General features: G+C 41.4%; 20 protein-coding genes. 6 read left to right on the top strand and 14 right to left on the bottom strand.

Annotation, left to right across the window (positions count from 1 at the left end; translation table 11 throughout):
* The first annotated feature begins 9 nt into the window (after positions 1-9).
* Positions 10-3,069 carry an efflux RND transporter permease subunit gene (locus ACHSBP_RS19185; RefSeq protein ID WP_395390141.1) on the top strand — a complete coding sequence of 1,020 codons (3,060 nt, stop codon included), beginning with the start codon at positions 10-12 and terminating at the stop codon, positions 3,067-3,069.
* 79 nt (positions 3,070-3,148) lie between these two features.
* Here the strand turns inward: ACHSBP_RS19185 and ACHSBP_RS19180 are convergent, their stop codons facing one another.
* Both ACHSBP_RS19180 and ACHSBP_RS19175 read right to left on the bottom strand, forming a co-directional pair.
* The gene (locus ACHSBP_RS19180; RefSeq protein WP_395390140.1) at positions 3,149-3,958 is read right to left on the bottom strand and encodes a hypothetical protein; all 810 of its coding nucleotides are present in this window, start codon (positions 3,956-3,958) and stop codon (positions 3,149-3,151) included.
* Between the two features lies 1 nt (position 3,959).
* The gene (locus ACHSBP_RS19175) at positions 3,960-4,841 is read right to left on the bottom strand and encodes a PHB depolymerase family esterase (protein ID WP_010558658.1); all 882 of its coding nucleotides are present in this window, start codon (positions 4,839-4,841) and stop codon (positions 3,960-3,962) included.
* A 117-nt stretch (positions 4,842-4,958) separates the two neighbouring features.
* On the opposite strand from ACHSBP_RS19175, the gene ACHSBP_RS19170 reads away from it, so the two are divergent.
* Complete coding sequence (locus ACHSBP_RS19170) at positions 4,959-6,965, top strand: winged helix-turn-helix domain-containing protein (RefSeq protein ID WP_395390139.1); 2,007 nt, start codon at positions 4,959-4,961, stop codon at positions 6,963-6,965.
* Between the two features lie 57 nt (positions 6,966-7,022).
* Here ACHSBP_RS19170 and ACHSBP_RS19165 read toward each other — a convergent pair whose 3' ends face one another.
* The 7 genes from ACHSBP_RS19165 to ACHSBP_RS19135 all read right to left on the bottom strand — a co-directional run bounded on the left by ACHSBP_RS19165 (position 7,023) and on the right by ACHSBP_RS19135 (position 15,318).
* Entirely contained in the window at positions 7,023-9,470 is a 2,448-nt protein-coding gene (locus ACHSBP_RS19165) for a TonB-dependent siderophore receptor (RefSeq protein ID WP_395390138.1), read from the bottom strand.
* A gap of 79 nt (positions 9,471-9,549) precedes the next feature.
* Entirely contained in the window at positions 9,550-9,960 is a 411-nt protein-coding gene (locus ACHSBP_RS19160) for an ExbD/TolR family protein (protein WP_395390137.1), read from the bottom strand.
* Complete coding sequence (locus tag ACHSBP_RS19155) at positions 9,950-10,672, bottom strand: MotA/TolQ/ExbB proton channel family protein (RefSeq protein ID WP_395390136.1); 723 nt, start codon at positions 10,670-10,672, stop codon at positions 9,950-9,952. Before ACHSBP_RS19155 ends, ACHSBP_RS19160 begins: the two co-directional genes overlap by 11 nt.
* Before the next feature lie 11 nt (positions 10,673-10,683).
* Positions 10,684-11,451, bottom strand: a complete 768-nt coding sequence (locus ACHSBP_RS19150) for a TonB family protein (protein WP_395390135.1) — start codon at positions 11,449-11,451, stop codon at positions 10,684-10,686.
* Between the two features lie 95 nt (positions 11,452-11,546).
* A complete protein-coding gene (locus tag ACHSBP_RS19145) occupies positions 11,547-12,503 on the bottom strand; it encodes a FecR domain-containing protein (protein WP_395390134.1) in 957 nt (318 codons plus the stop codon).
* A 4-nt stretch (positions 12,504-12,507) separates the two neighbouring features.
* The gene (locus tag ACHSBP_RS19140) at positions 12,508-13,005 is read right to left on the bottom strand and encodes a sigma-70 family RNA polymerase sigma factor (protein WP_395390133.1); all 498 of its coding nucleotides are present in this window, start codon (positions 13,003-13,005) and stop codon (positions 12,508-12,510) included.
* 231 nt (positions 13,006-13,236) lie between these two features.
* Positions 13,237-15,318 carry a S8 family serine peptidase gene (locus ACHSBP_RS19135; RefSeq protein ID WP_395390132.1) on the bottom strand — a complete coding sequence of 694 codons (2,082 nt, stop codon included), beginning with the start codon at positions 15,316-15,318 and terminating at the stop codon, positions 13,237-13,239.
* A gap of 458 nt (positions 15,319-15,776) precedes the next feature.
* Between ACHSBP_RS19135 and ACHSBP_RS19130 the strand changes: the two genes are divergently transcribed.
* Positions 15,777-16,226, top strand: coding sequence for an RDD family protein (locus ACHSBP_RS19130; RefSeq protein ID WP_395390131.1), 450 nt, complete (start codon positions 15,777-15,779; stop codon positions 16,224-16,226).
* Between the two features lie 54 nt (positions 16,227-16,280).
* Here the strand turns inward: ACHSBP_RS19130 and ACHSBP_RS19125 are convergent, their stop codons facing one another.
* Complete coding sequence (locus ACHSBP_RS19125; protein ID WP_010558648.1) at positions 16,281-17,156, bottom strand: LysR family transcriptional regulator; 876 nt, start codon at positions 17,154-17,156, stop codon at positions 16,281-16,283.
* 182 nt (positions 17,157-17,338) lie between these two features.
* Between ACHSBP_RS19125 and ACHSBP_RS19120 the strand changes: the two genes are divergently transcribed.
* Complete coding sequence (locus ACHSBP_RS19120; RefSeq protein WP_010558647.1) at positions 17,339-18,487, top strand: S-(hydroxymethyl)glutathione dehydrogenase/class III alcohol dehydrogenase; 1,149 nt, start codon at positions 17,339-17,341, stop codon at positions 18,485-18,487.
* A gap of 66 nt (positions 18,488-18,553) precedes the next feature.
* Positions 18,554-19,393 (top strand): S-formylglutathione hydrolase, encoded by an 840-nt coding sequence (gene fghA, locus ACHSBP_RS19115; RefSeq protein WP_395390130.1) that lies wholly within the window; start codon positions 18,554-18,556, stop codon positions 19,391-19,393.
* 348 nt (positions 19,394-19,741) lie between these two features.
* On the opposite strand, the gene ACHSBP_RS19110 is transcribed toward fghA, so the two are convergent.
* The 4 genes from ACHSBP_RS19110 to ACHSBP_RS19095 form a co-directional block, all read right to left on the bottom strand.
* Complete coding sequence (locus ACHSBP_RS19110; protein WP_395390129.1) at positions 19,742-20,335, bottom strand: hypothetical protein; 594 nt, start codon at positions 20,333-20,335, stop codon at positions 19,742-19,744.
* A gap of 367 nt (positions 20,336-20,702) precedes the next feature.
* Positions 20,703-21,335 (bottom strand): glycine-rich domain-containing protein, encoded by a 633-nt coding sequence (locus tag ACHSBP_RS19105; RefSeq protein ID WP_395390128.1) that lies wholly within the window; start codon positions 21,333-21,335, stop codon positions 20,703-20,705.
* A 288-nt stretch (positions 21,336-21,623) separates the two neighbouring features.
* Entirely contained in the window at positions 21,624-21,932 is a 309-nt protein-coding gene (locus ACHSBP_RS19100) for a DUF2007 domain-containing protein (protein ID WP_010558643.1), read from the bottom strand.
* The gene (locus ACHSBP_RS19095) at positions 21,929-22,405 is read right to left on the bottom strand and encodes a GNAT family N-acetyltransferase (RefSeq protein ID WP_395390127.1); all 477 of its coding nucleotides are present in this window, start codon (positions 22,403-22,405) and stop codon (positions 21,929-21,931) included. The genes ACHSBP_RS19100 and ACHSBP_RS19095 overlap by 4 nt, the downstream gene beginning before the upstream one ends.
* A gap of 34 nt (positions 22,406-22,439) precedes the next feature.
* Between ACHSBP_RS19095 and ACHSBP_RS19090 the strand changes: the two genes are divergently transcribed.
* Positions 22,440-22,760, top strand: coding sequence for a hypothetical protein (locus ACHSBP_RS19090; protein ID WP_010558641.1), 321 nt, complete (start codon positions 22,440-22,442; stop codon positions 22,758-22,760).
* Positions 22,761-22,806: the final 46 nt, after the last annotated feature.

The following is a 22,806-nucleotide window of genomic DNA, read 5'->3' as shown; positions in this document are numbered from 1 at the left end:
AGCGGGAATATGAATATTACCGCTTTGGCGTTTAATTATAAAAAACCCGTATTACTTGTGGTGGCACTATTAATGCTAAACGGCATTTTTGCCTACTTCACCCTGCCAGCACAAGAAGATCCTACTATTACTATTCGTGAAGCCATTGTCAGCACACAATTTCCGGGCATGGCGCCGGACCGTGTTGAGCAATTAATAACGCGAAAATTAGAAGAAGAAATTCGCAAAATTCCGGAAGTAAAAGAGATTAAGTCGTCATCTTCTACTGGACTTTCGACTATTCATGTAAAAATTTATGACCGATACTTTAACCTCGACAATATCTGGCAAGACTTACGCAATAAGGTGAATAATGCCCAAGGTAAACTGCCACAAGGCACGTTACCATCGTATGTAAATGATGAGTTTGGTGATGTATCAGTGATCACCCTTGCGCTTACTGCCGATGGCTTTGATATGGCCGAAATGTACGATATTGCGCAGCATATTCGTGACACCCTTTACGGTGTTGAAGGCACTAAAAAAATCGAGATTTTAGGCGCCAAAGCCGAGCGCATTTACCTTGAAGCGTCAAACGCAAAATTGGCGCAGCTTGGCATTTCGCCACTGGCACTTATTAGCGAGCTGCAAAAACAAAATATTGTGCAGTCAGGTGGCCGTGTTGATACCGGTAGCCGCAGCTTTATTATTGAGCCAACGGGTAATTTTAATAGTATTCCAGACATTGAAAATACCTATATTACCATTCCTGGTACTGAAGATTTTATTGCCCTTAAAGACATAGTCACAATCAAAAAAGGGTTTATCGATCCACCTGATAAACTGGCGTATTTTAATGGTAAACCAGCAATTTTCTTTTCAAATGCGATGCTGCCTGAATATAACATCTTAGAATTTGCACCGCGCTTTAAAGCCAAAATTGCAGTAATTGAACAGACATTGCCTATTGGTTATCAACTGGATATTGCCACCTATCAGGCCGACCAAGTTGAAAAAACCGTGAAAGGGGTATCAATTAATGTACTGCAAACACTGGCGATAGTGCTTGTTGTGGTAATTCTTTTCTTAGGGCTTCGCACCGGCTTAATTGTGGGTGCTATTGTGCCACTGGTGATGCTGGTAACCCTTGCCATTATGCAATACAGCGGCATCAAGCTTGAGCGCATGAGCTTGGCAACGCTGATCATTTCACTTGGTTTACTGGTTGATAACGGCATTGTTATTGCCGAAGATTTTAAACGCCGTTTAGAACAAGGCATCGATCGCTACAACGCTATGGTGCAAGGCTGTAAAGAGTTGGCAATTCCGCTACTTAGCTCGTCAGCCACCACCATTTTATTCTTTTTACCGCTAATGCTGGCGGAGCATGTCGCGGGCGAATACACCCGTTCAATCTCATTGGTGATTTTAATTACCTTGCTAAGCAGTTGGGTATTAGCGCTTACAGTAACGCCAATTTTAAGTTACTACTTTATTAAAGTGCCAAAAACGACCAGCAGCGATAGCAATGAATTTGGCAAACTAACCAGCTACTATGCGAAATACGAGCAATTTTTACACTGGGTGTTAAAACACAAAGCCCTGTTTATGGCGGCGATGTTTGTATTGTTTATTGGCGCTGGCGCGTCAATGAAATTTGTTGCTAAACAGTTTTTCCCCAATTCAGATCGCACCCAAGTATTGGTCAACATCGATTTACCACGCGGTACGTCATCGCGCGAAACTAATCGCCAAATGCAGGAAATTTTCACTTGGTTTAATAACAAAGAGCAGTTTGACTATATTGAAAGCTTTTCAGGCTATGTTGGTTTTAGCGGGCCGCGTTTTGTACTCTCACTCAATCCGGAAGACCCTGCTGAAAATAAAGGCTTTATTGTACTAAATGTTACGCCAGAAACAGATATTGCCTCGCGGGTGTTAGAACTTGATACGCAAATTGAAGCACGCTTTCCCAATGTGTCAGCACGTGTGCGCAAAATGTTCTTAGGACCGTCGGATTCATCTATTTTAAAAGTGCAGGTAAAAGGCCCAGATAAAGAAGTTATTTACCAAAAAGCACAAGAAGTAATGGCTGTTTTAAATGCCGCACCGAACTCATTGAACGTGCGTACCGATTGGGAAAATTTAATTACTAAAATCTCGGTTAAAGTGGATCAACACCGTGCAAAACGTGCAGGGCTTACCTCAAGCGAAATCGCACAAGCCCTAGAGAGCTACTTTAGCGGCGGTGTAATTACTAACTTTCGTGATCAGGATGAAATTATTCCAATTGTGCTGCGCGCCGGTGAAAACGAGCGTAATAGCCTAGATAGATTGCGTACGTTAAATATTTACTCTGAAAAATCTGGCCGTGCCGTACCGCTTTTTCAAGTTGCTGACTTTGAGCCGATTAATCAGTTTTCGATTATTCATCATGAAGATATGTTTCGCACCATTAGCATTGAAGCGCGTAACACTAAGCTTTCTGCGGAAGATTTTAAAGCCCTTGTCGATGAGCAAATTCAGCTGCTTAAACACGACTTACCGGTTAATCACACCATTGAATACGACGGTGTAATTAAAGAGTCAAAGGCGGGACAAAAGGCACTTAGCGCTAATATGCCGATGGTACTTGGCTTTATTATTATTTTATTGGTCGCGCAGTTTAATTCATTTAGAAAAGCCATGGTAATTTCACTTACTATTCCGCTTTCATTTATTGGTGCGGTGATAGGTTTATTATTAATGCAAGCGCCTTTTGGCTTTATGGTAACACTTGGCCTTTACAGCCTTGCGGGTATTATTATCAACAATGCCATCGTATTAATCGATCGTATTGCAATTGAACAAGCTGAAGGTAAAAGCGAGTATCAAGCCATTATAGATGCATGCTTAACGCGCCTGCGCCCAATTGCGATGACCACCATCACTACCATGATGGGACTACTGCCACTTATTATTGGTAAAGATCCGCTGTTTTATGGCATGGCCTGTGTAATTGCCTTTGGTTTAGGCGTAGGCACGGTTTTAACCTTGGGCGTAGTTCCAGCGCTTTATGCTGGGTTCTACCGCGTTAAAAAGCAGGACTAATGCATGTAAAAAAGCACAAGAGTTTACTTAGCGCAAACCTTGTGCTTTGCTACTAGAGATATCAGCGCATGCGCTAATTCTATGAGGATTCAGAGAAAGGACACGGAGGAAGTTGATAAATTACTTCCGACACGACCTGCGCCATAAGGAGCTGCTCGTCAGCGCGGACACCATTAACTGGCGTTAAAATCACTGAATCGACTCGCTGTCCGGTGATCACTTCAGCGAACACTAACGCCGTTAAATATTTACCCAATGGCGCAGCGTGATTACCATCACTAGCATGCAGCCTAAGGTTAGGCATTAACTGCAAAACACTATCCCAAACAAGGCCGACTGGCGCAAGGCAGCTCGCCTGTTTCGCAACAATATCTGAATGCAGGCCATAAACATATTGTGCTTCTGTTGTATCGCCACGCTGCGGGTGCTCAGGAAATAATATCGGCATCACATTAAGCTCCTTTGCATTGGCTATCCATTTTTCTGCCGCCGTCGTTGAATACGTTGTCTTACGTGATTGCGAATATTTTTGCCCTTGCAAAATAAGGTGCGTCCAGTTGCCGTTTTCTAGCGCTTGAGTTGCAATGCTACTTCGAATGCTATCATCTAAAAAACCACTACCAATAGTCTCCGATACTGTCTGCTTTTGGGGTGTTAACTGAGTAATCACCTTATTAATCTCAGCGCCTAGCCCTGCAACATGGCTATTGCCCGTTATTGCAACACGGTACGAATTAGCACTTTGATTGTTAGGAACTTCACCGTTGTATTTAGGCTTAAGTTGCCAGTTTATATCATCAATTGTTTTACTAATGTCATTGAGTGTTTTTGGTGAATCTGAACATGCAACCAATGCACATGAAAACATTAACCCAAATAATGCACGCATGTTAGTTCTCCAATGCCATACTTGATTGGTAGATTTCGAAAAGCGCATCTGATAAATAATCTGATTCATGAGGCACAGAAAACAACTTAGAGGATGCTACAGGTGTCGCGCACTGTTGCCAATTATTGGTAACGGTACCACTGCTGTTAGTAGTGACCGCAGGGTGAGTTATTTGTTCAAATTGCACGGCACAACCGTTAATACTGAGCCAGTGATTAATCGTATCCTCTACACTTTTAATGTTGCCACTGGCGCGGCCTTTAACCGGCACTTCCATATCCGTTGGGCTATGTAGATGATGAATTGCTACTGCTGTGGTGGTTGTGCATGCAGCAAAATCACCACGATATTGCCCCGCTAATGCAACAATACCAACCAACTTTTCAGGAATGTGACACGCTAAGGTATAAGCCATAAAACCACCAGCGGAATAACCGAAAATACGTGCTTTATCGCCTTCAATTGTATAATTGGCATGTGCGTAATCAATTAAATTGGCGATGTAATTGCTATCATCACTGATGTTAGCATCTGTATTACTATCCCACTGCCATGCGCTGCCATTGCCATTTGGACTAATGACTAAGTACCCTTTTTCTTCAAGCATGTTTGCATCAAAAATACCGGCTACTTTTGCCATATATCCCGGTGCACCATGTAAGGTAATAATTAGCCCTTTGTATTCTTTGCTCGTATCGCCAAAGATTAAATTCTGGCGGCCATCGACACCAACACATGCTGCACCATCAGGAATAGCTTGTCCAGCACATAAACTTGGACCATTTGTGTTATTTTCACTAACAGGTGTTGTTGTTTTACTACTGCCACCACAACCCGAAATTAAGCAACTTGCTAGCACAGCGATTTTTGTAATTTTTCTCATTATTTTATCTCAATCTGAAGTTCAAAGACCGCCTTAAAATTATGTAAAAGCTGTTATTGTTGCTTAATTAAGTTATGATAATTTGATAATGAAATTATAATAACTAGTAAAATCATAATGATAGAAGGTTCATTTAGCTTCGATGCTATTCAAGTTAATACGCAAAAAAATACCCTAACCATCAATGGAAAGGTGACTGAATGCGAGCCGAAGTTATTTGAGTTACTGATTTTTTTCTGCCGTAACAGCCAACGAGCCTTATCGCGCGACGAACTAATTGAACATGTTTGGCAAGGCCGAGTGGTAAGTGATGCTGCTGTCAATCGCGCGATTAGTCAGCTCAGAAAATTAATTGAGCCTGAACCCACAAAACCGATTTATATTGTAACGGTAAGCAAAGTGGGATATCGCTTTGCGGTCACACCCAGTGCATTAACTTTAACTTCACCCGAAAATGAAGTTAAGCAATCCCCAGCTACACGTAAAACTAAGTGGCTAATTGGCTTAATTGCGATGACCGTGCTTATCATTTTATCGGTGGTTACTTTATTAAGTAAAACTAATCACCAGCTCAAATTAACGAATCGTCACGTGCTTACTGAACAACTAGGCATGACGTTTAACCCTTATTTTGACGAGACTTCACAAACACTTTATGCCCTGCATAAAAGCAATAATGCTGCAATCAGTAAGGTAGTGAAACTAGAACAAAACGGCAGCTTAACGCCCCTTGTAAACGATAATTTCTATTACACCGATGTAGTTGCAAACGGCGATTTTCTATATTTGGCAAGGCTTTCTAATTTAACTGAACGACAATGCAACATGGTTAAATTTAATTTAGTTACGCGGCAACTAACTCAATTACTTTCGTGCGGTACCAGCGTTGTGACCAATATGGCGCTCGATAGCAATAATCGCTTAGTTTATGCCTATCGAGGAAGTGCCTCGGCACCTTATAAATTAATGGCCTTTAATACTCGTACCGCTCGTCAGCAACAGCTGAGCTTTCCCGACAATAGCGGAAACAGTTTGGGGCACCGCATATTTGCTATCAGTGATAATCAGCTTGCCTACATAAATTACGATGCAAATAAACCCGATAGTTTAGTGATTAAAACGCTAAATGATTCTAAGCCACTCTTTGAAGTACCCTTAATTGATCACGTGCAATCCTTAAGCTGGTTTAATGATATTCTGCTTATTTCTGCAAAAGATGGGCTGTATCAGTTTAATCGCGAGCAACGCACACTAACCCAGCTAGACTACTCTGATACCTTTAACCGAATTTTTGCCAGTAAAGACGTGCTGTTTGCCGAGCACTACGCCGTAATCTCAAACCTTTATCACATTACCGATAATCAAGCGCCTCAAGCTATTACTAAACGCCAAGCCAGCATTTTACAATTTGCACCATCTCCTATTAACGACCAACTGGTTTACGTTGAATCACTTAACGGTAAGTTGAGCATAAAACTGGCTGACAAACACACCAGCAAAACACTTAGGTTTGACAAGACCATTGAGTATGTCGGTAATATCGCATGGTCATTTGATGCAACTGCGCTTGTTGCCAATATTAACGATCAAATTTATCGCTACGATATAGCAAAATCACAGTGGCAAAAAATAAATCACACATTTAATACGATTCACTTTGTTGGTTTTAATGCTGAGAACCAAGTGTTTGTGAGTGCGGAGCAAAATCAAGAATGGAATATATGGCAACTCGATTCGGCATCAAGCCAAGCTAAACAAATTACCTTTAATGGCGGCTACAGTTTCTACTTTTCTGAAAGTACCCTTTATTACAGTAAATTTAGTCAAGATGGCTTGTTTGCACGTGCTTTTTTAACAAATGAGGAAAGGGTGTTAGTTAAAGATTTTGCGCTATTACAGTGGCGCGATTGGCAGTATGTGAACAACAGCATTGTTTATCGCACTAGCCTTGGTTATAAACGGCTAAATTTAGCCTCAAAGCAAACGACTAGCATCAGCTCATTGGCAAAATATGGTCGTAATTTATGTCGTCAGTCTAACGTAAATCAGCAATTTTTTTGTGCATTACTGGATAACCAAATCAGCCAAATTTGGCAGATTGATATCAGTGAGAACGCGCACTAAAAAAGGCAGCTATAAAATATCGCTGCCTTTGCCTTTACTCAATTGCGAATCGTTGCATTACCAAATATAAGTTGCGCTTAATGTTACTTGTCTACCCGACGTATAATAACATTTGCGGTTATTACACGTTGTTAATTCATAGTCGTCAAACAAGTTGCGTAGGTTAAGCGCGAAGGTCCATTGTTCAACATCGTATTTTACGGTCGAATCAAACATGACATAAGCAGGTACGCGCTTAGGCGCTTTTTCTTCTACGCCTTTGTTTGAACCGACATATCGTGCACCTAAGCCAACTTGCAAACCATTATTAAAGGTGTAATCCCCCCAAACAGACAATGCATGCTCTGATACTGCATTACTCTGCTTACCTATTTCTTCTTCAAATACACTGTTTACTACTTCCGCTTTTGGGATCCAGGTGTAGCTTGCCATCACATTACTATTGTCGGTTGGTTTAACTAAGGCTTCTACTTCTGCACCTTGCACATTTACTTCCCCTTTTTGCTCAGGGTGCGGATCTTCATCCCACACCCATTGGGTATAGTCTTTTCGTGTAATATCGAATGCTGCCACACTATAACGACCAGTGCCGTTGCGCGGCGTATAGCGAACACCAGCTTCAATCTGCTGGCCTTTTTCTGGTGGGAAAGGTTCAAGTTTAGCCGGGTCAATTGTCCCCGTTGGCGCAAATGATTCAGCATAACTTACATAAGGTGACACACCATTATTCGCTTTATAAATCACGCCAAAACGAGATGAAAATCCATCACTCTTTTGCTCTTCGGTAAATTTACCCGTTAAATCATAGGTCTGCGTTTTAGTTTCATCATAGCGTGTCGCTAAATTGACAACCCAATTTTCGCCAATAGTAATTTGATCTTGTAAATAAATACCCGTTTGCGTGATATCGTAAACGCCGGAGATATTGGTCGGCACTTCTTGAAAGGCCAATTTATCTTTACGATTAAGTGTGTCTAGTGGCTCAAAGGTTGCGCCCCAATACGCTTCAACTCTCATATCCGTTTTTTGATAATCAATGCCCATTAGCACCTGATGCGTTACATTATTAAAGGTTAACCCTTTAATAATGTAGGTGTCTAAGTTCAATGATTCTATCTCTTCTTCGCTGCCCAGACCTGTTAACTTGATATAGCGAAAGTTATCTTTGTCGCTACTATCATTCTCATTGATGGTGATCCAGCCCGACTTATAAACTGTCTTAAAATCAAAATCGAACTCTGCATAACGTGCTTTTTGCACTAACGTCCAATCATTGGCAAATGCATGTTGAATATCATAACCCAATAACCACTGTTGCTGTTTCAGCAGGTTATAATCTTCCGAACCACCGAAAATAGGCAGCTCGGTTTTACCATTTGGGTTAGGTAAAAGAGAGCCCTCCACCAGTACTTCGTGCGTATCTGCACCAGAGTCAATATCGTAATACTGGGCGTAAACAGTCAACGCCGTTTTATCACTTGGGTTCCAAGTTAATGATGGAGCAAAGTAATAGCGTTGGTCTGGCAATGGCGTACCTTCAAGTTCACCGTCTTTAACTAGTGCTGTCGCTCGATACAACCATTCACCCCGCTCGTCCATTGGGCCTGCAATGTCTGCCGCTAGCTGTTTATGTTGATTGTTACCGAGTTCAAATACGATTTCGCGCTGAGCAAATGTGGTTGGGCGTTTGCTAACTAAATTAATAACCCCACCTGGACCATTAACCCCGTACATAACCGACGACGGACCTTTCATTACCTCAATTCGCTCTAAACTGTACGAATCAACTTGCCACATCCCCCAGTTACCATTGTTACGCATTTGTAGGCCATCAAGATAAATACCTGGGTTGTAGGCATCAAAACCGCGAATATAAAACCAATCCCATTGTTGCTGGCCACCCCAAGGGGCAACATTAATCCCTGAAGAATACGCGAGCGCTTCACCAATACGGTTTGCCCCTTGTATTTCCATCTTATCTGCGGTCACAATTGCAACCGATTGCACCATATCTTCGACTGCAACATCAATCTTTGTTGCAGTACTCGAGCGCGTTGCAATATACCCTTCAACTGGTCCCGTTGCCTGCTCTAAACCATCGGCCAATACATTTACCGATGGCAAGGCAATACTATCTTGGTCACGTGTTAACACATATCCATTTTGCGTATAATCAGCGCGATATGAAGTTCCCGCCAATAGTATGTCAAAACCTTGTTTAACCGTGTAACTACCAATTAACCCATTCGAGCGAATGCCATTAAATAACGCTGATTCAAATGATACTTTCACCCCTGAAACCGCAGCAAAATTAATTAGTACATCATTTAATGGACCCGCCTGCACTTGATAACTGATTTTTTGCTGCGTTACTTGATTTGATGGATCACCTGAAGCACACACAATAGGTGCGCTGAACGCCATACAAACAGCAAAAGCAACTGGTGAAAAAGACAATTTACGATTAGGTTCACGTAACATCGAGCGAACAGGTTGTGGAAACATAGTTATTTTTACTCTTAAAATAGTGAGAACTACCCTAACTACCGAACCAAATAGAATTAAGTATCATTATTATTTGAAATTATTCTAATTCGGTAACAAATCCCAACGAGGTAACGCCTTGCTTTTGTGCTGCGGCCATTATCTTAACCACATTTTTATACGGTATATTGCCGTCAGCATAAAGCTCAATTACAGGCTGGGTATCCAACTCTGCTACTTCGGCAAAGCGCTTAGTTACATCATCAAAACTAACCTGTTTTTGATCCCACCAATAAGTGCCATCAGGCTTTAATTCAAATGCTACCGTGCTTTGCAGCGAATCAGTTTTTTCAAGAGATGCTTTTGGTAACTCAACATTTATAGACTGTGTAATTACCGGCACCGTGATCATAAATATGATTAGCAAAACCAACATCACATCGACTAGCGGCGTTACATTGATATCAGCCATAGTGTCATCTTGTGTCATACTGCTGGTATTAAACCCCATGTGACGCCTCCTCTTGTGATTTGGTCGACGATGTTTTTATTGGTGACGTGCCCAAAACTAGGTATCCGTTTAACTGTTGTGAAAAGTGGTTTAAACGATTTAATAACTGACGATTACTGCGCACTAATGCGTTGTATATTAATACTGCGGGTATCGCGACAAATAAGCCAAATGCGGTCATCACTAGTGCTTCACCAACCGGTCCTGCAAGTTTATCGATACTCACGCTGCCACTGGTGCCAATATTAATCAGCGCATGATAAATTCCCCAAACCGTGCCAAATAGCCCAATAAAAGGGGCCGTTGCACCGATTGAAGCCAATGTTGTTAAACCTTTTTGCATCGCCTCGTTAGTTTCTTCCAGTGACATTTGTAAACTTGACGCAATCCATTCAGCTAATGGCAAAGTGTGTGTTAATGCGTTTGCATTGGCTTGATGCTGGGTTTTTGCCAGCATGCCACTTTGCACTAAGTTGCTAAACGGGTTATAGCCTGATGCTTGGTTTAATGTACTTAGCCCATCATTTAAATTTGCCGCCAACCAAAATTGGCCGACATTGGACGAAATATTTTTAAACTTTCGGTTATGTAGCCATTTAGTAATCAAAACTGACCAAGTACAAATTGACATAAAAAATAAAACAGCCGCGACTGACTTAATTACAAAATCACTTTGCGCCCATAAAGAGGCAATGCCATAAGGGTTTTCCATTAAAATACCTTTTAAAAACGTGTTGTATCATTGAGTGAAAAATAAATCGGTTGTACATACCAATAAGCAATTGACCGTCCATTCTTTTGTGCTGGTTGATAACGCCATTTTGCAACGGCAGCACGCGCTGCCTGATCTAACCTTCGATAGCCACTGCTTTGTTTTATGCGCATTTCCCCAACCTGCCCATTTGCAAGAATATAAATCTCAAGTAACACTGTGCCTTGCTCTTTTAATCGCCTCGATATTCGTGGGTAAGGAGGACTAGGGTTATTGCCAAGCGCAGCATCAATGCGCGGTGGAATTACGGCATTTGTCGTTACATTTTCACTTACGGTTGGCGTATCTTCTGGTGTATTGGTTTGGGCTGATGTCGCTTGGCTTTTATTAATTAGCTCTGGCGTTTTAGGCTTTACTTGTGGTGATGGTTTATTAGCTATTTCCGGCTTGTTTTTATCTGTAAGTTCAGCGCGCGCTTCTGTTACTGCTTTCTTTTTAACAGCTTTTTGCACAGTTTTTGGCTTGCTAATACGTGTTTTTTCAGGTGGTGTTTTTATAACCTGTGGTGTTTGATTGATTGCAGGTTTAGCCTTGTTAGGTGATTGTTCAACAGGCTTTTGTTCGGACTTTGCTGGGGCACGTGTAATTAGCACGCCTTGTAAAACACGCTTATGAACGACTGGTTTTGGATTAAAGTCGAGCATTAATAGCGCAATTGCCGCAAAATGAACCACTGTAACGAAAAAAGGAATTTTAAAGTTTGAGAAAAAGCGCGCCAACTGAAACCCTGTTAGTTAACAAATACGACTGCATACATTCCTTACCGAACTCAACCAAAAAAAGTATCACTGCCCAGTGCGTTTAATTAAAAATATTATGTACTGTTTTTATCGTCGATCGTGACCCACCACTTTGAACGATACGATACGGATATCGGCAAACTTTGCTCTAACAATGCCAGTGAACTAATCAAGTTATGAATATCAAACGTGCCGGATACTCGAATATCGGCAACACTGGGAGCAACTCGAATATAACTTATGTGATAACGACGCAATTCATCAATAACCTGTCTCAAAGGTAACGATGAGGCAACAAACAAACCTTTTCGCCACATTGCGGTAGTGAATGCCTCATCCCTTACTCCATTATGACTCTTGCTAGAAAAAACTAAGCGTTCAGCGGCATTCACAACAATATTGAAATAGGGTGTATTAACCTTCACTGCATGTGTAAATACGCTTAAATGAGTCTGTTTGTTACTTACCGAAACATTAAATTCTGTGCCAAGTGCACGTAATTCGCCGTGGGGTGTAATTATTTTAAAAGGCCTTGTTGGAGTGTGATTATCACTATGGGTTTTAATAAACACTTCACCTTCAAGCAATTCGATTAAACGCTCAGTATTTGAATAACGATTGACTAACTTTGTGTTGGTATTGAGCTCAACGATACTGCCATCATCTAATGTAACGCGCTTAGTCTGCCCCAGTTGCGTGATATGATCAGCGTACGCATAATGATGCAACTCTTTACGATAGCCTAGATAGCTGAGCCCAGGTAAGGCAAATGCAATAGTCAATAATTTTACCATTCTGCGCCTGCTTTTTTGGTTAAGTGTCAGCACTGTATTGCTGCTTATTCCTTTAGGCATTGCATCAACGTTAGTTAAAAAGCAATGCGCACGAGACCACGCTTCGCGATGTGATGGGTGTTGTGCAAGCCAGGCATCAAAGCGCTGCTTTACCTCTTGATCTACATTGCCGTCTTGCAAAATAACAAGCCAATCTGCTACTTGTTCAATTAACGCTTGCTGGTTTTTTGTTTTCACAACACTACTCAACCGATAGGCAAGCAATAAATGCCGTTTTCATATGGCGTTTTACCGTGATTTCGGCAACATCACAAAGTGTTGCTATCGCGTTATAACGATAACCATCCAATTGAGATAGCAGAAAAATTTTTCGAGTTAATTCAGGCAATTCAGTCAATATCTGATCTAAGCGGATCAGTGTATCTATTACCAATTGGCGTTGCTCAGGACCCGGTTGCGCTTCTTCTGAGAAAGTCATAAGACTATCGAGATAAGCCTGCTCAACGTCTTTGCGACGCCAGTAATCGACCACTAACCCTTTAGCAATATGCGTCAATAGGGCGCGAGGTTTATGCCTATCTATCGTTGCATTTCTTTTGTTAGTTAACAGACGAATGAAAGTATCTTGGGTTAGATCAGATGCAAGCTCTGAGCACCCTACCTTGTTACGTAACCAGTTTGCTAACCATGATTGGTTATCAATATAAACGTGTCTAATATTTTGCTGGAAAGAATCCATAGCCCTACAAATACATAGTAACAATTCTCATTATTATTAATATTTTAACTATTTATATCAAGCTAAATAATTGCCACCTTGTAACGCAAATACGGAGTGTAAGCTAAAAAAGGCAACCAGATGGTTGCCTTTCGCCATTTGAGAATGGGCTTGGTATGGATAACCTCACCTCGGGATCATAAAGTGTTAGTTAACTTCTAACCCCAAGTTTAGGTTAAATATGGGTTTAGGTTAGTTACATGCACCTTCATCTTGCCATACATCCCAAGGGCCTGAGTTTTGCTCTGGGTTTGCACCTTGGGTCCACCATTTAGCTGAGTACAAACGACCATTGTAAGATGCTTGCTCTCCAGTTAGAAACACTGTGCCGGCACTCCATGCAACCACACCGTTACAACCTGCGCCAGTATCACTGCTTACAACTACTGATTGGCTTTTTGAGTGACTTAACCCTTCACTATCAGCAACTGTTAAACTTACGGTATAACTGCCCGCTTGCGCATAACTATGGCTCGGGTTGGTAGCGTTACTGGTTATGCCGTCACCAAAGTCCCATGCATAACTTACAACGCCTTTATCATCTGTAGCGGTTTGGCTAAACGCTACCGTTAATCCAGTTGCACTAAACGTAAAGTTTGAAACAGGCGCTTGATTTGCGTTGCCATCGCCACTGCATTTACCTGTGTTTTTCCAAACATTAGTATATACATCTGGCTGCGCCCCTGTTGACCACCAAGTTGCTTCGTATTGATTGCTTTGATACGCCACTTTATCGCCCACTTTATACGCTTTTGACGTCGACCAATTCGCTAGTCCGTTACATCCACCGCTTGAACCATCACTAATTGTGACGATGCTTGATTTACGATTAGTTTGACCTTTAGTATCGGTAACCGTGAGACTTACGGTGTAATCGCCAAACTTATCGTAGGTATGGCTAGGATTTTGGCTACTGCTAGTCGCGCCATCACCAAACTCCCATGCGTAACTGGTTATGCCTTTGTCATCAGTTGAGCTATCAGAAAATTGTGCAGTGTTACCAGAGACTTGTACCGCAAAATTGGCGACAGGCTTTGCATCGCCGGTACCGCCACCACAACTGCTACTTGCTAAATAATCATACGCTGCCTTGGCTTGCACAATACCATGGCCATAAGAGGTATCGCGTCCTGCTGCACCTTTATCTTTTGACGTTGTGTTTAATGCATCGCGAATTTGCTGGTTAGAACAGTTTGGAAAGTGGCTCCATACTAATGCTGCCACACCTGATACATGTGGCGTTGCCATTGATGTACCGCTAATGCTTTTGTAGCCACTGTTGATCCATGTTGAATTCACACTCACACCTGGCGCAGCAATTTCTACTTGGCTGTTATATTGTGAGAACGATGCTTTACTTTCACCGCTATTCACCGCAGCAACCGATACCACTGCATCGTACGATGCAGGATAGCTCATCGAACTATTTCCGTCGTTACCTGCTGCTGCAATATGCAACATACCTTGCGCATAACTGTTTGCAAAGGCTTGGCGCTCGGCACTTGATTGACCCGAACCACCTAAACTCATACTGGTCACATTGGCGCCCGCTTGCTGACATTGCTCAATCGCACGAATTAAATCAGAACCGTAAGCCCAGCGCCCTTGGTCGTTAAACACTTTAACAATATGAAGGCCTAACTGATTAGAAGGATTTACCCCAACGACGCCTTGGCCATTTCCGCCAATTGCCGCAATAGTACCCGCAACATGCGTACCATGGCCGTTACCATCGTTATACCAGTTACCAGTATCATTATTGCCATAACCATCATTACCTGTGATGCCGTTTGATGGTAAGTCTGGATGACCCAGTTGATAACCAGTATCCATAATACACACTTTGCGATTACCTGTGAGGTTGTCACTTAGCTGATCCGCCTGCACCATACCAATACCGTAAGGGGTGCTTTCTGCAAGTAAATAGCGTTTTGGATCAACTTCCACCGATTGCACATCACTGCGGTTTAATAATCGCTCTCGCTCAGCTTGAGTTAATTTAAGTGCGACCGAATTAGTGCTAGGTAATACATGGATTGCCTGAGACGTAACACTGCTTGCTAACGATTGCAGTTTATTAAGCTTAAAAGCCTGTTGTTGCTGTGCATCTGCTGTAACCGGTAAACCCATTTTCAGTGAATCAGATTTAAGGGTAACGATAAATCGCTCTGAACTATCGGTATCAAGTGACACTTTATCCGCCGCAAGTGCTGTACCTGCGAAGGTACTGCAAAGTAATAAAGCCTGTGTTGTTTTATTAAATTTTGCTTTCATAACGTTTGCCTTTTTGTTGTTGTGAAGCCATGTAAATAGTTAACAAACCATTTACAACACTCAAAAAAGCAGAAAAAAGACAGCGTTGTCAATTTTAATTATCAATGTAAACAAATGAAAATAAATGCAAAAGCTGGCACGTAAAACTGGCTTTACAAGGTGAGATAGTGTTTGTTTGTACCTATTAAAGGGTTTAAAACGAAGAGCAAAAACTCTACCCAATTCACATGTAAATTTATTGTTACTTTGGATATAGCGAAATCGTCTTTTAAACACTTTTTAGGTACAAAAATAATCTATTAATAATCAAGTGAACATCCAGTTTAGGTTATCAACGATTGATCAAAACACGCATTTTGCCGTTCGCAATTTAAATTCGCCGTTATTCATTTTTCAGCAATACAAAATAACTGACCGACTAGTATGAACCCATCAACAGGAAGCATACAGAGGTCGCCATGACATATTCAGATTATCAAACAGTTCAACCCCGTATTGAATACGCTGGTTTTTTTAGACGCTTTGCCGCACTTATTTTAGATGGATTACTTTTTTCACTGGTAATTGCCGCATTCGCTTTTACCTTCTTCGATGATTATTTGCCATGGACGCCTCTAAACTTCTTCGACTTTAAAGAGTTTATGAATCACGAAGTACTGCCTTTTATACTTACCGTAATGTTTTGGGTATATAAAGCAGCAACCCCAGGCAAAATGGCAGTAGACAGCAAAGTAGTTGATGCCAAAACGGGCGCGAAACCAACCGTAGTGCAAAGCATTATTCGTTACGTTGGTTACTATGTTTCAGCGTTACCGCTTGGTTTAGGCTTTATTTGGGCAGCCATTGATGAGAAGAACCGAGCATGGCATGACTTACTTGCCGGTACTGTGGTTGTAAAACACGCCTAGTAGAATGATTTAAATAAAGTTAAATATAAAAAGACTTCCTAATCTTGGCCCGCGTTAAGCGGGCTTTTTTATATGCTGCTGTAAAAAGCGAATAAATAAATCGAGCTTAGAAGGCAGCGCCCGATTATGACCATAAAGCGCCCAAATCCCTTCTTCTTTATCGCGATAACTCGGTAATACTTCAACCAAATCGCCCCGCGCTAATGCGTCGCCAACGTAATAATCAGGCAGTTGAGCAAGCCCTAAGCCACTTATTGCAGCATCTAATAAACTCACGCCTGAGTTACACTTTAATCGCCCGTTTACGCGAATATTACGCCCCTTTCCTTGTTGTAAAAACCGCCAATATTGATTACTGCCAACCAAGCATTGATGCATAGCAAGCTCAGATAAAGTATGTGGCTCGCCATGGGTTGCAATATAATCAGGGCTTGCACAAACAAACATTTGTCGTGTTGCGAGCTTTTTTGCAATAAGGTTTGAATCGTTTAGGTGACCTAAACGAATAGCAACATCAATACTGCTATCGATTAAATCGAGTTTTTGGTTGGTTAACACTAAGTCGACTTCAATTTGCCCATGCAACGCTAAAAATTCATTCACCAGCGGCGCAATATAGCGCTCACCAAAGGTAACCGGAGCGGTAACGCGAATTTGCCCACTAATACCGTGCTGAATATTACTCACATTAAGCTCTGCCAGCGCTAAGCCTTCCACCAGCGGTTTACAGTCATAATAATATTGCTGCCCCATTTCGGTGAGCGACACCTTGCGCGTTGTCCGTTGCAATAGTTTAACGCCTAAGCGTTGCTCTAGTGCTTTGACTTTACGGCTCACATTAACCACAGAGCTACCTAGTTTATCTGCTGCCGCGGTGAAACTTTGTGTTTCTGCCACCGCAACAAATTCACTTACCCCAGTCCAATCCATTTTTTTTTAATCTCTTCGCTATTCTGAACACATTATTACATATATGAAATAATAATTTTCAATTTAGGGTGATTATCTTTTAATAAGAAATAAATAAACTAGTTACCAACAAAGTAGCAAATGAACTAGCCTTTATAGCTCACACTAGTCAGGCAGTTTTAATCACATATGGGAAACATATTATGGCGTTAGATCTTAAACCAGGCCAAACATCAATAAAATCAAAAGCTGCGGTAGCTTGGGCAGCAGGCGAACCATTAAAAATGGAAGAAGTGGATGTGCAATTGCCAAAAAAAGGTGAAGTACTTATTCGCATCATTGCAACAGGTGTTTGTCACACTGATGCATTTACACTTTCAGGTGATGATCCTGAAGGTATCTTCCCATCAATTTTAGGCCATGAAGGTGGCGGTATTGTTGAAATGGTTGGCGAAGGCGTAACAAGCGTTTCAGTAGGCGATCATGTAATCCCCCTTTACACTGCTGAATGTGGCGAATGTAAGTTCTGTAAATCGGGTAAAACAAACCTCTGCCAAGCAGTACGTGAAACACAAGGTAAAGGCTTAATGCCAGACGGCACGACTCGTTTTTCACTCAATGGCGAGCCAATTTACCATTACATGGGTTGCTCAACTTTCTCTGAGTTCACAGTACTGCCAGAAATTTCTCTTGCAAAAGTAAACAAAGAAGCACCACTAGAAGAAGTGTGTTTACTAGGCTGTGGTGTTACGACCGGTATGGGTGCCGTGCTTAATACTGCAAAAGTTGAAAAAGGCGATACCGTGGCGATTTTTGGCCTAGGCGGTATTGGTTTATCGGCAATTATTGGTGCTCGCATGGCGGGTGCAAGTCGCATTATTGGTATTGATATCAATGAATCAAAGTTTGATTTAGCAAAGCAACTTGGTGCTACCGATGTGATCAACCCACAAAACTTTGATAAGCCAATTCAAGAAGTAATTGTTGAAATGACTGACGGCGGTGTTGACTACTCTTTTGAGTGTATCGGCAATGTAAACGTAATGCGCCAAGCACTTGAATGCTGTCACAAAGGTTGGGGTGAATCGGTGATTATTGGTGTTGCCGGTGCAGGACAAGAAATTTCTACGCGCCCATTCCAACTTGTTACAGGTCGCGTATGGCGTGGCTCTGCATTTGGTGGCGTGAAAGGTCGTTCAGAATTACCAGGCATTGTTGAACAATACCTTGCCGGTGACTTTGGCCTACAAGAGTTTATTACGCATACCATGTCACTTAATGACATTAACGAGGCGTTTGAGCTAATGCACAAAGGCGAAAGCATTCGCTCTGTAGTGCATATGGATAAGTAGCTTAAACTCACCGCAATTTTAGTTAAAGCGCCTGACAAATGTTAGGCGCTTTTAAAAGGAAACAACATGTCATTAGAAGTGATAAGTAAAGCCAAAGTGTGTGGCGGTTGGCATAAACAATACAGCCACAAATCTATCAGCTTAAATTGCGACATGCGATTTGCCCTATTCTTACCGCCAAATGCATCAGCAGAAAGCCCCGTTCCCGTTCTTTATTGGTTATCTGGTTTAACCTGTACAGATGAAAACTTTATGCAAAAAGCGGGCGCATTTAAAAAAGCTGCTGAACTTGGCATTGCAATTGTCGCTCCCGACACCAGCCCCCGAGGTGACGATGTTGCCGACGATGAAGGCTACGATTTAGGTAAAGGCGCAGGGTTTTATCTCAATGCGACACAAACACCGTGGGCAAGTCATTACAAAATGTATGACTATATTGTAAAAGAGCTACCTGCGTTAATGGAACAGCACTTTCCGGTGACTCAAACAAAATCGATTTCAGGCCACAGCATGGGCGGACATGGCGCGTTAACTATTGGCCTTAAAAACCAAGAACAGTACCGCGCTATCTCTGCATTTAGTCCCATTACAAACCCAATGAATTGCCCTTGGGGACAAAAAGCGTTTACACAATATTTAGGCTCTAATAAAGAGTCTTGGCGCGAGTACGACGCATCTGAACTATTGGCAAGTGCTCAATCAAGATTACCTATACTGGTTGATCAAGGTGATGCTGATAACTTTTTGCAAGAGCAACTAAAGCCTGAAAACCTAATTGCTGCTGCGAAGCAAAGCGATAGTGAAATAGAACTTCGTATGCAAGCAGGATACGATCACAGTTACTTTTTTATTCAAAGCTTTATTGACGAACATATTGCGTTTCACAGCAAATATCTAAAGGCGTAGATATTTTGTTTAAAACGTAATAACTAGGGTCTGTTGATCTTTGCTGTTCTATTTTTGTTCTTTTTGAGCGTACTTTTATCGCGGCGCTCGATGTGTGGCCTAGTAATCTAAGCGAATATCGAGCAAAGCTTCCGCGTCTGCTCTCGCCCCTTACCTACATCCATGTAGGCAACAATGAGAAAAGTGCGCTCAAAAGAACCATTCGGCAGCGCTTGATTGGCTTTTCTACTGTGTTATCGGCTGGCTCACATAGAATAACTATGCAACGCAGCCTCTGCCTTGTATAAAACCCAATCAAACTGCTGCAAAAACGAACTTGAAAGGTCAACAGACCCTAAGAAGTGCAAGCTAACTTGCACTTCTTAATTGCGTACGCAATGAAATATTTTTGAGCCAACACCCCAGCGCTGGGAAAAACATCACCAGAACCAACACACCGTCAGTAATAATAATGGTTGCCGAATATAGCATCGCAATCCAATCGACACTGCCTTGTTCAACTACCATGTAATATCCATTTACCAAGAAATGAGCTGCGCCGTTATAGAGCAATATCATCACCATAATATCGACAGCATCCAAAAAAGGGTTGGCTTGTTTGCACATACGCTGTACTACTAACATCACTAAAATGGCGGTTAAACTATCGAGTAGCGTATAGCTTACCGCAATGGCACGAAAACTATCGCCTTCATCAAAATATCGGTAAAAGTCATTTACACCGGCCATTAACAAGTCGGTTGATGAATATGACAATGCAACAATAGCAAATGCAAAACACACAAATTTAGGCACTTGCTGTTTAAGGTATTTTAAATAGGTTAAGCCCGCAGCAAGTAACATTAACCAAGAATACAGGGCCGCAATTTGGCTGCCAAACGCAACATTATTTTCGCCAACACCGAATATAGACCAATACCAATCAACAAATGATTCGTACACAGCTACTGCTCTTTAGGTTTTTGACTTTTGTTGTATTTTACGCGAGTGGTAAACAATACAAACGCAATATACCAACTGAAAAACGCAAGAATAAACACCACCAACAGGGCCGGACTAACCGTATCTATCATAATATAAACAACTACTTTATTGCGTTAAGAGAAATGAAAGTGGCGATATTGTATCACTTGCCAATGACGTTTAACAAAAGCGAGCAGCAAATATTGAGCGCGGTGGTTGAGCATCAATCGTTCGAAAACCGAATCTGTATATGCTCAAGTCAGAAGCGATAAGTAGATTTAAAATTATAGTGTAAAGGCCCAAAACTCAGTTTCAATACGTCAAACTGAGCTTTAATTGGCGGTTTCTAACTACTTGCATACCCGCCACAACTTATTATGTGTGAGGTTTGCACATTCGGTTGCTGCGATGACGTAACACGATTAGTTAATGACAATACATTGATTTTCCCAGCTTGCGGCGACTCATCTAACGAGTAGCAATAACCATTTTCAATAGCGAGCATCTCATCAAGCGCAAACAAAAATGGCAGTTTTTCTGGAGTTGAATAATCAATAAAGTGGCGTTGACAAGAATACTGCCACGTACGTTGTAAGCTTGCATCAACGTCTTGGCTATTTGTCGATGTCGATATAGGTGTGTGATGTAAAAATCGACCAAATGCTTTTTTACAGAACGTTTTATACTCTCGCGTGTGTAATATGAACGCATGCCACGCAAGATCAACCGCTTTTGATGGCATTGCAACTGGCTGCCCTTTTGCCATATGACAAATCAAAAAATACTCGCGTAAATTGGCTAATACTAGTTCACACTGCTCATCAGAAAGCGAACTATACTTTGCACGCAATGTTTGCTTAATTGCGCTTGGAAATTCAACATGCTCAATATATTTTTGCTGACTACTTTTAGAGCCGATCGCAAAATATAAGGTACTGATAATACTAAGCAACATACAAATAATAATAAATGCAGACATAATGCCTCAAACTGCTTTTTTAAAACTACGAAAGATATAGTACTTATATTATTAACCTAATTTACATAAAAAGTAACAACTATTTTACTTTTAATTGTAATGAGCTAATTACAATTAAATTTATTATTAAAATTCAATAATTTAAAATGTTACAAAGAGGTATTTTTGAAGCGTTCACACTTATGCAGTGCGGAATGCGCTATTTGTGTCGCTGTATGTGAAATGTGTTTAGCGTGGTGTAACAATCACGTAAGCGGTATCGCTAGGCGATCATAGATGGCAATAAACTTAGTGTGGTTTAGGGCTATCACAGTGCCAACAAAAATCAAATGCTGCCCCGTTTAGCTCGGTACAGTGAGTACATTGCCAATCAGGCTGTGTACTCTCTAACGTGATCTGCGCCACTATCTCTTTCGCTTGCTTCACTTGAAACTGTGACGCTACCCAAACCTCGGGCCATGTCTCAAAACAAGGAATTTCGCCACGCCCACCCGCTGCATACTGATTTTTAATTTGCGTTTTAATACCGGCATTTTGCAATGCAGTACTTACATTAACCACTAAGGTCAAATTTTCATGGGTGTATACAAGTGTCATTTAATTTCCTTTTGCATTGGCACACAACGTAGCACTGCACCGGTTGGCGATTCATAGTTGCGTGGCGTATCAGCAATAAAACCATAGGCACTATAAGCATTTACCGCATTTAGTGTGGCGTCAAGAAATAGCTTTGTTAAACCGTGCGCTTTTGCTTTTTGCTCTAAAAAAGTCAACATAGCGCGCGCTAATCCCAAACCAAAATGCGACGGCAAAACAAATATGCCATCGATTTGTCCTGTCGTAAGGTCTACTTTACCAGTGCCAACAATTTCGTTGCCCATTTCTGACACATAAAATGAATTTACAATCATGTCGGTGATCACTTTATCGGCGCTAACGCCGGTCCACAAATCAAGTTGTGTGCTATCATACGCATCTTTACAGCCAGCCAAAATTGCTTGTTTTCGTACATTAAGCACCGCTGTAACATCTTGATGTTCGGCTTTTCTAATTATGACTGTCTGTTGCAATTTAACGATTCCTTTATCCATTTAAGAAAGTGAAATGACCTACGAGCAAGCATTAAATCAACTCATTACTTACGGCAGCGATATTAATAATGCATATCGTGTACTTGCTCAACAAACACAGCAAAAAATTTTGCCGCTAAAAGTTTATAAACAACATCTAAAACATGCACTTAATTTATATATCTCAGCGCAAATTGATGACGATGATTTAACACTGTGGGCTACCGTACTAATCAATCAAACAGCAATCGATACCAATGAAATCGACGACTTTCTTTTTGCGCTAACTAACGATGACATGATGGGTGGAATTTCACCTGCGTCAATCAAAAAAATGTATTCACTTATAAAGTGAACACCACAAACTTGATTTACATTATATTGTTTTAACAAAAAAGCAG

Origin of the sequence: Pseudoalteromonas sp. XMcav1-K (genome assembly GCF_044005875.1) — a bacterium.
In the GTDB taxonomy this organism is placed as follows: domain Bacteria; phylum Pseudomonadota; class Gammaproteobacteria; order Enterobacterales; family Alteromonadaceae; genus Pseudoalteromonas; species Pseudoalteromonas spongiae.
Note: the sequence above shows the minus strand (reverse complement) of the source record. Positions and strands in the feature narration are given on the sequence as shown.

Bases quoted from the DNA above. Each gene is read 5' to 3' on its own strand.
- ACHSBP_RS19185 (WP_395390141.1), top strand. From the start codon at position 10: ATGAATATTACCGCTTTGGCGTTTAATTATAAAAAACCCGTATTACTT.
- ACHSBP_RS19180 (WP_395390140.1), bottom strand. From the start codon at position 3,958: ATGCGTGCATTATTTGGGTTAATGTTTTCATGTGCATTGGTTGCATGT.
- ACHSBP_RS19175 (WP_010558658.1), bottom strand. From the start codon at position 4,841: ATGAGAAAAATTACAAAAATCGCTGTGCTAGCAAGTTGCTTAATTTCG.
- ACHSBP_RS19170 (WP_395390139.1), top strand. From the start codon at position 4,959: ATGATAGAAGGTTCATTTAGCTTCGATGCTATTCAAGTTAATACGCAA.
- ACHSBP_RS19165 (WP_395390138.1), bottom strand. From the start codon at position 9,470: ATGTTTCCACAACCTGTTCGCTCGATGTTACGTGAACCTAATCGTAAA.
- ACHSBP_RS19160 (WP_395390137.1), bottom strand. From the start codon at position 9,960: ATGGGGTTTAATACCAGCAGTATGACACAAGATGACACTATGGCTGAT.
- ACHSBP_RS19155 (WP_395390136.1), bottom strand. From the start codon at position 10,672: ATGGAAAACCCTTATGGCATTGCCTCTTTATGGGCGCAAAGTGATTTT.
- ACHSBP_RS19140 (WP_395390133.1), bottom strand. From the start codon at position 13,005: ATGGATTCTTTCCAGCAAAATATTAGACACGTTTATATTGATAACCAA.
- ACHSBP_RS19135 (WP_395390132.1), bottom strand. From the start codon at position 15,318: ATGAAAGCAAAATTTAATAAAACAACACAGGCTTTATTACTTTGCAGT.
- ACHSBP_RS19130 (WP_395390131.1), top strand. From the start codon at position 15,777: ATGACATATTCAGATTATCAAACAGTTCAACCCCGTATTGAATACGCT.
- ACHSBP_RS19125 (WP_010558648.1), bottom strand. From the start codon at position 17,156: ATGGATTGGACTGGGGTAAGTGAATTTGTTGCGGTGGCAGAAACACAA.
- ACHSBP_RS19120 (WP_010558647.1), top strand. From the start codon at position 17,339: ATGGCGTTAGATCTTAAACCAGGCCAAACATCAATAAAATCAAAAGCT.
- fghA (WP_395390130.1), top strand. From the start codon at position 18,554: ATGTCATTAGAAGTGATAAGTAAAGCCAAAGTGTGTGGCGGTTGGCAT.
- ACHSBP_RS19105 (WP_395390128.1), bottom strand. From the start codon at position 21,335: ATGTCTGCATTTATTATTATTTGTATGTTGCTTAGTATTATCAGTACC.
- ACHSBP_RS19100 (WP_010558643.1), bottom strand. From the start codon at position 21,932: ATGACACTTGTATACACCCATGAAAATTTGACCTTAGTGGTTAATGTA.
- ACHSBP_RS19090 (WP_010558641.1), top strand. From the start codon at position 22,440: ATGACCTACGAGCAAGCATTAAATCAACTCATTACTTACGGCAGCGAT.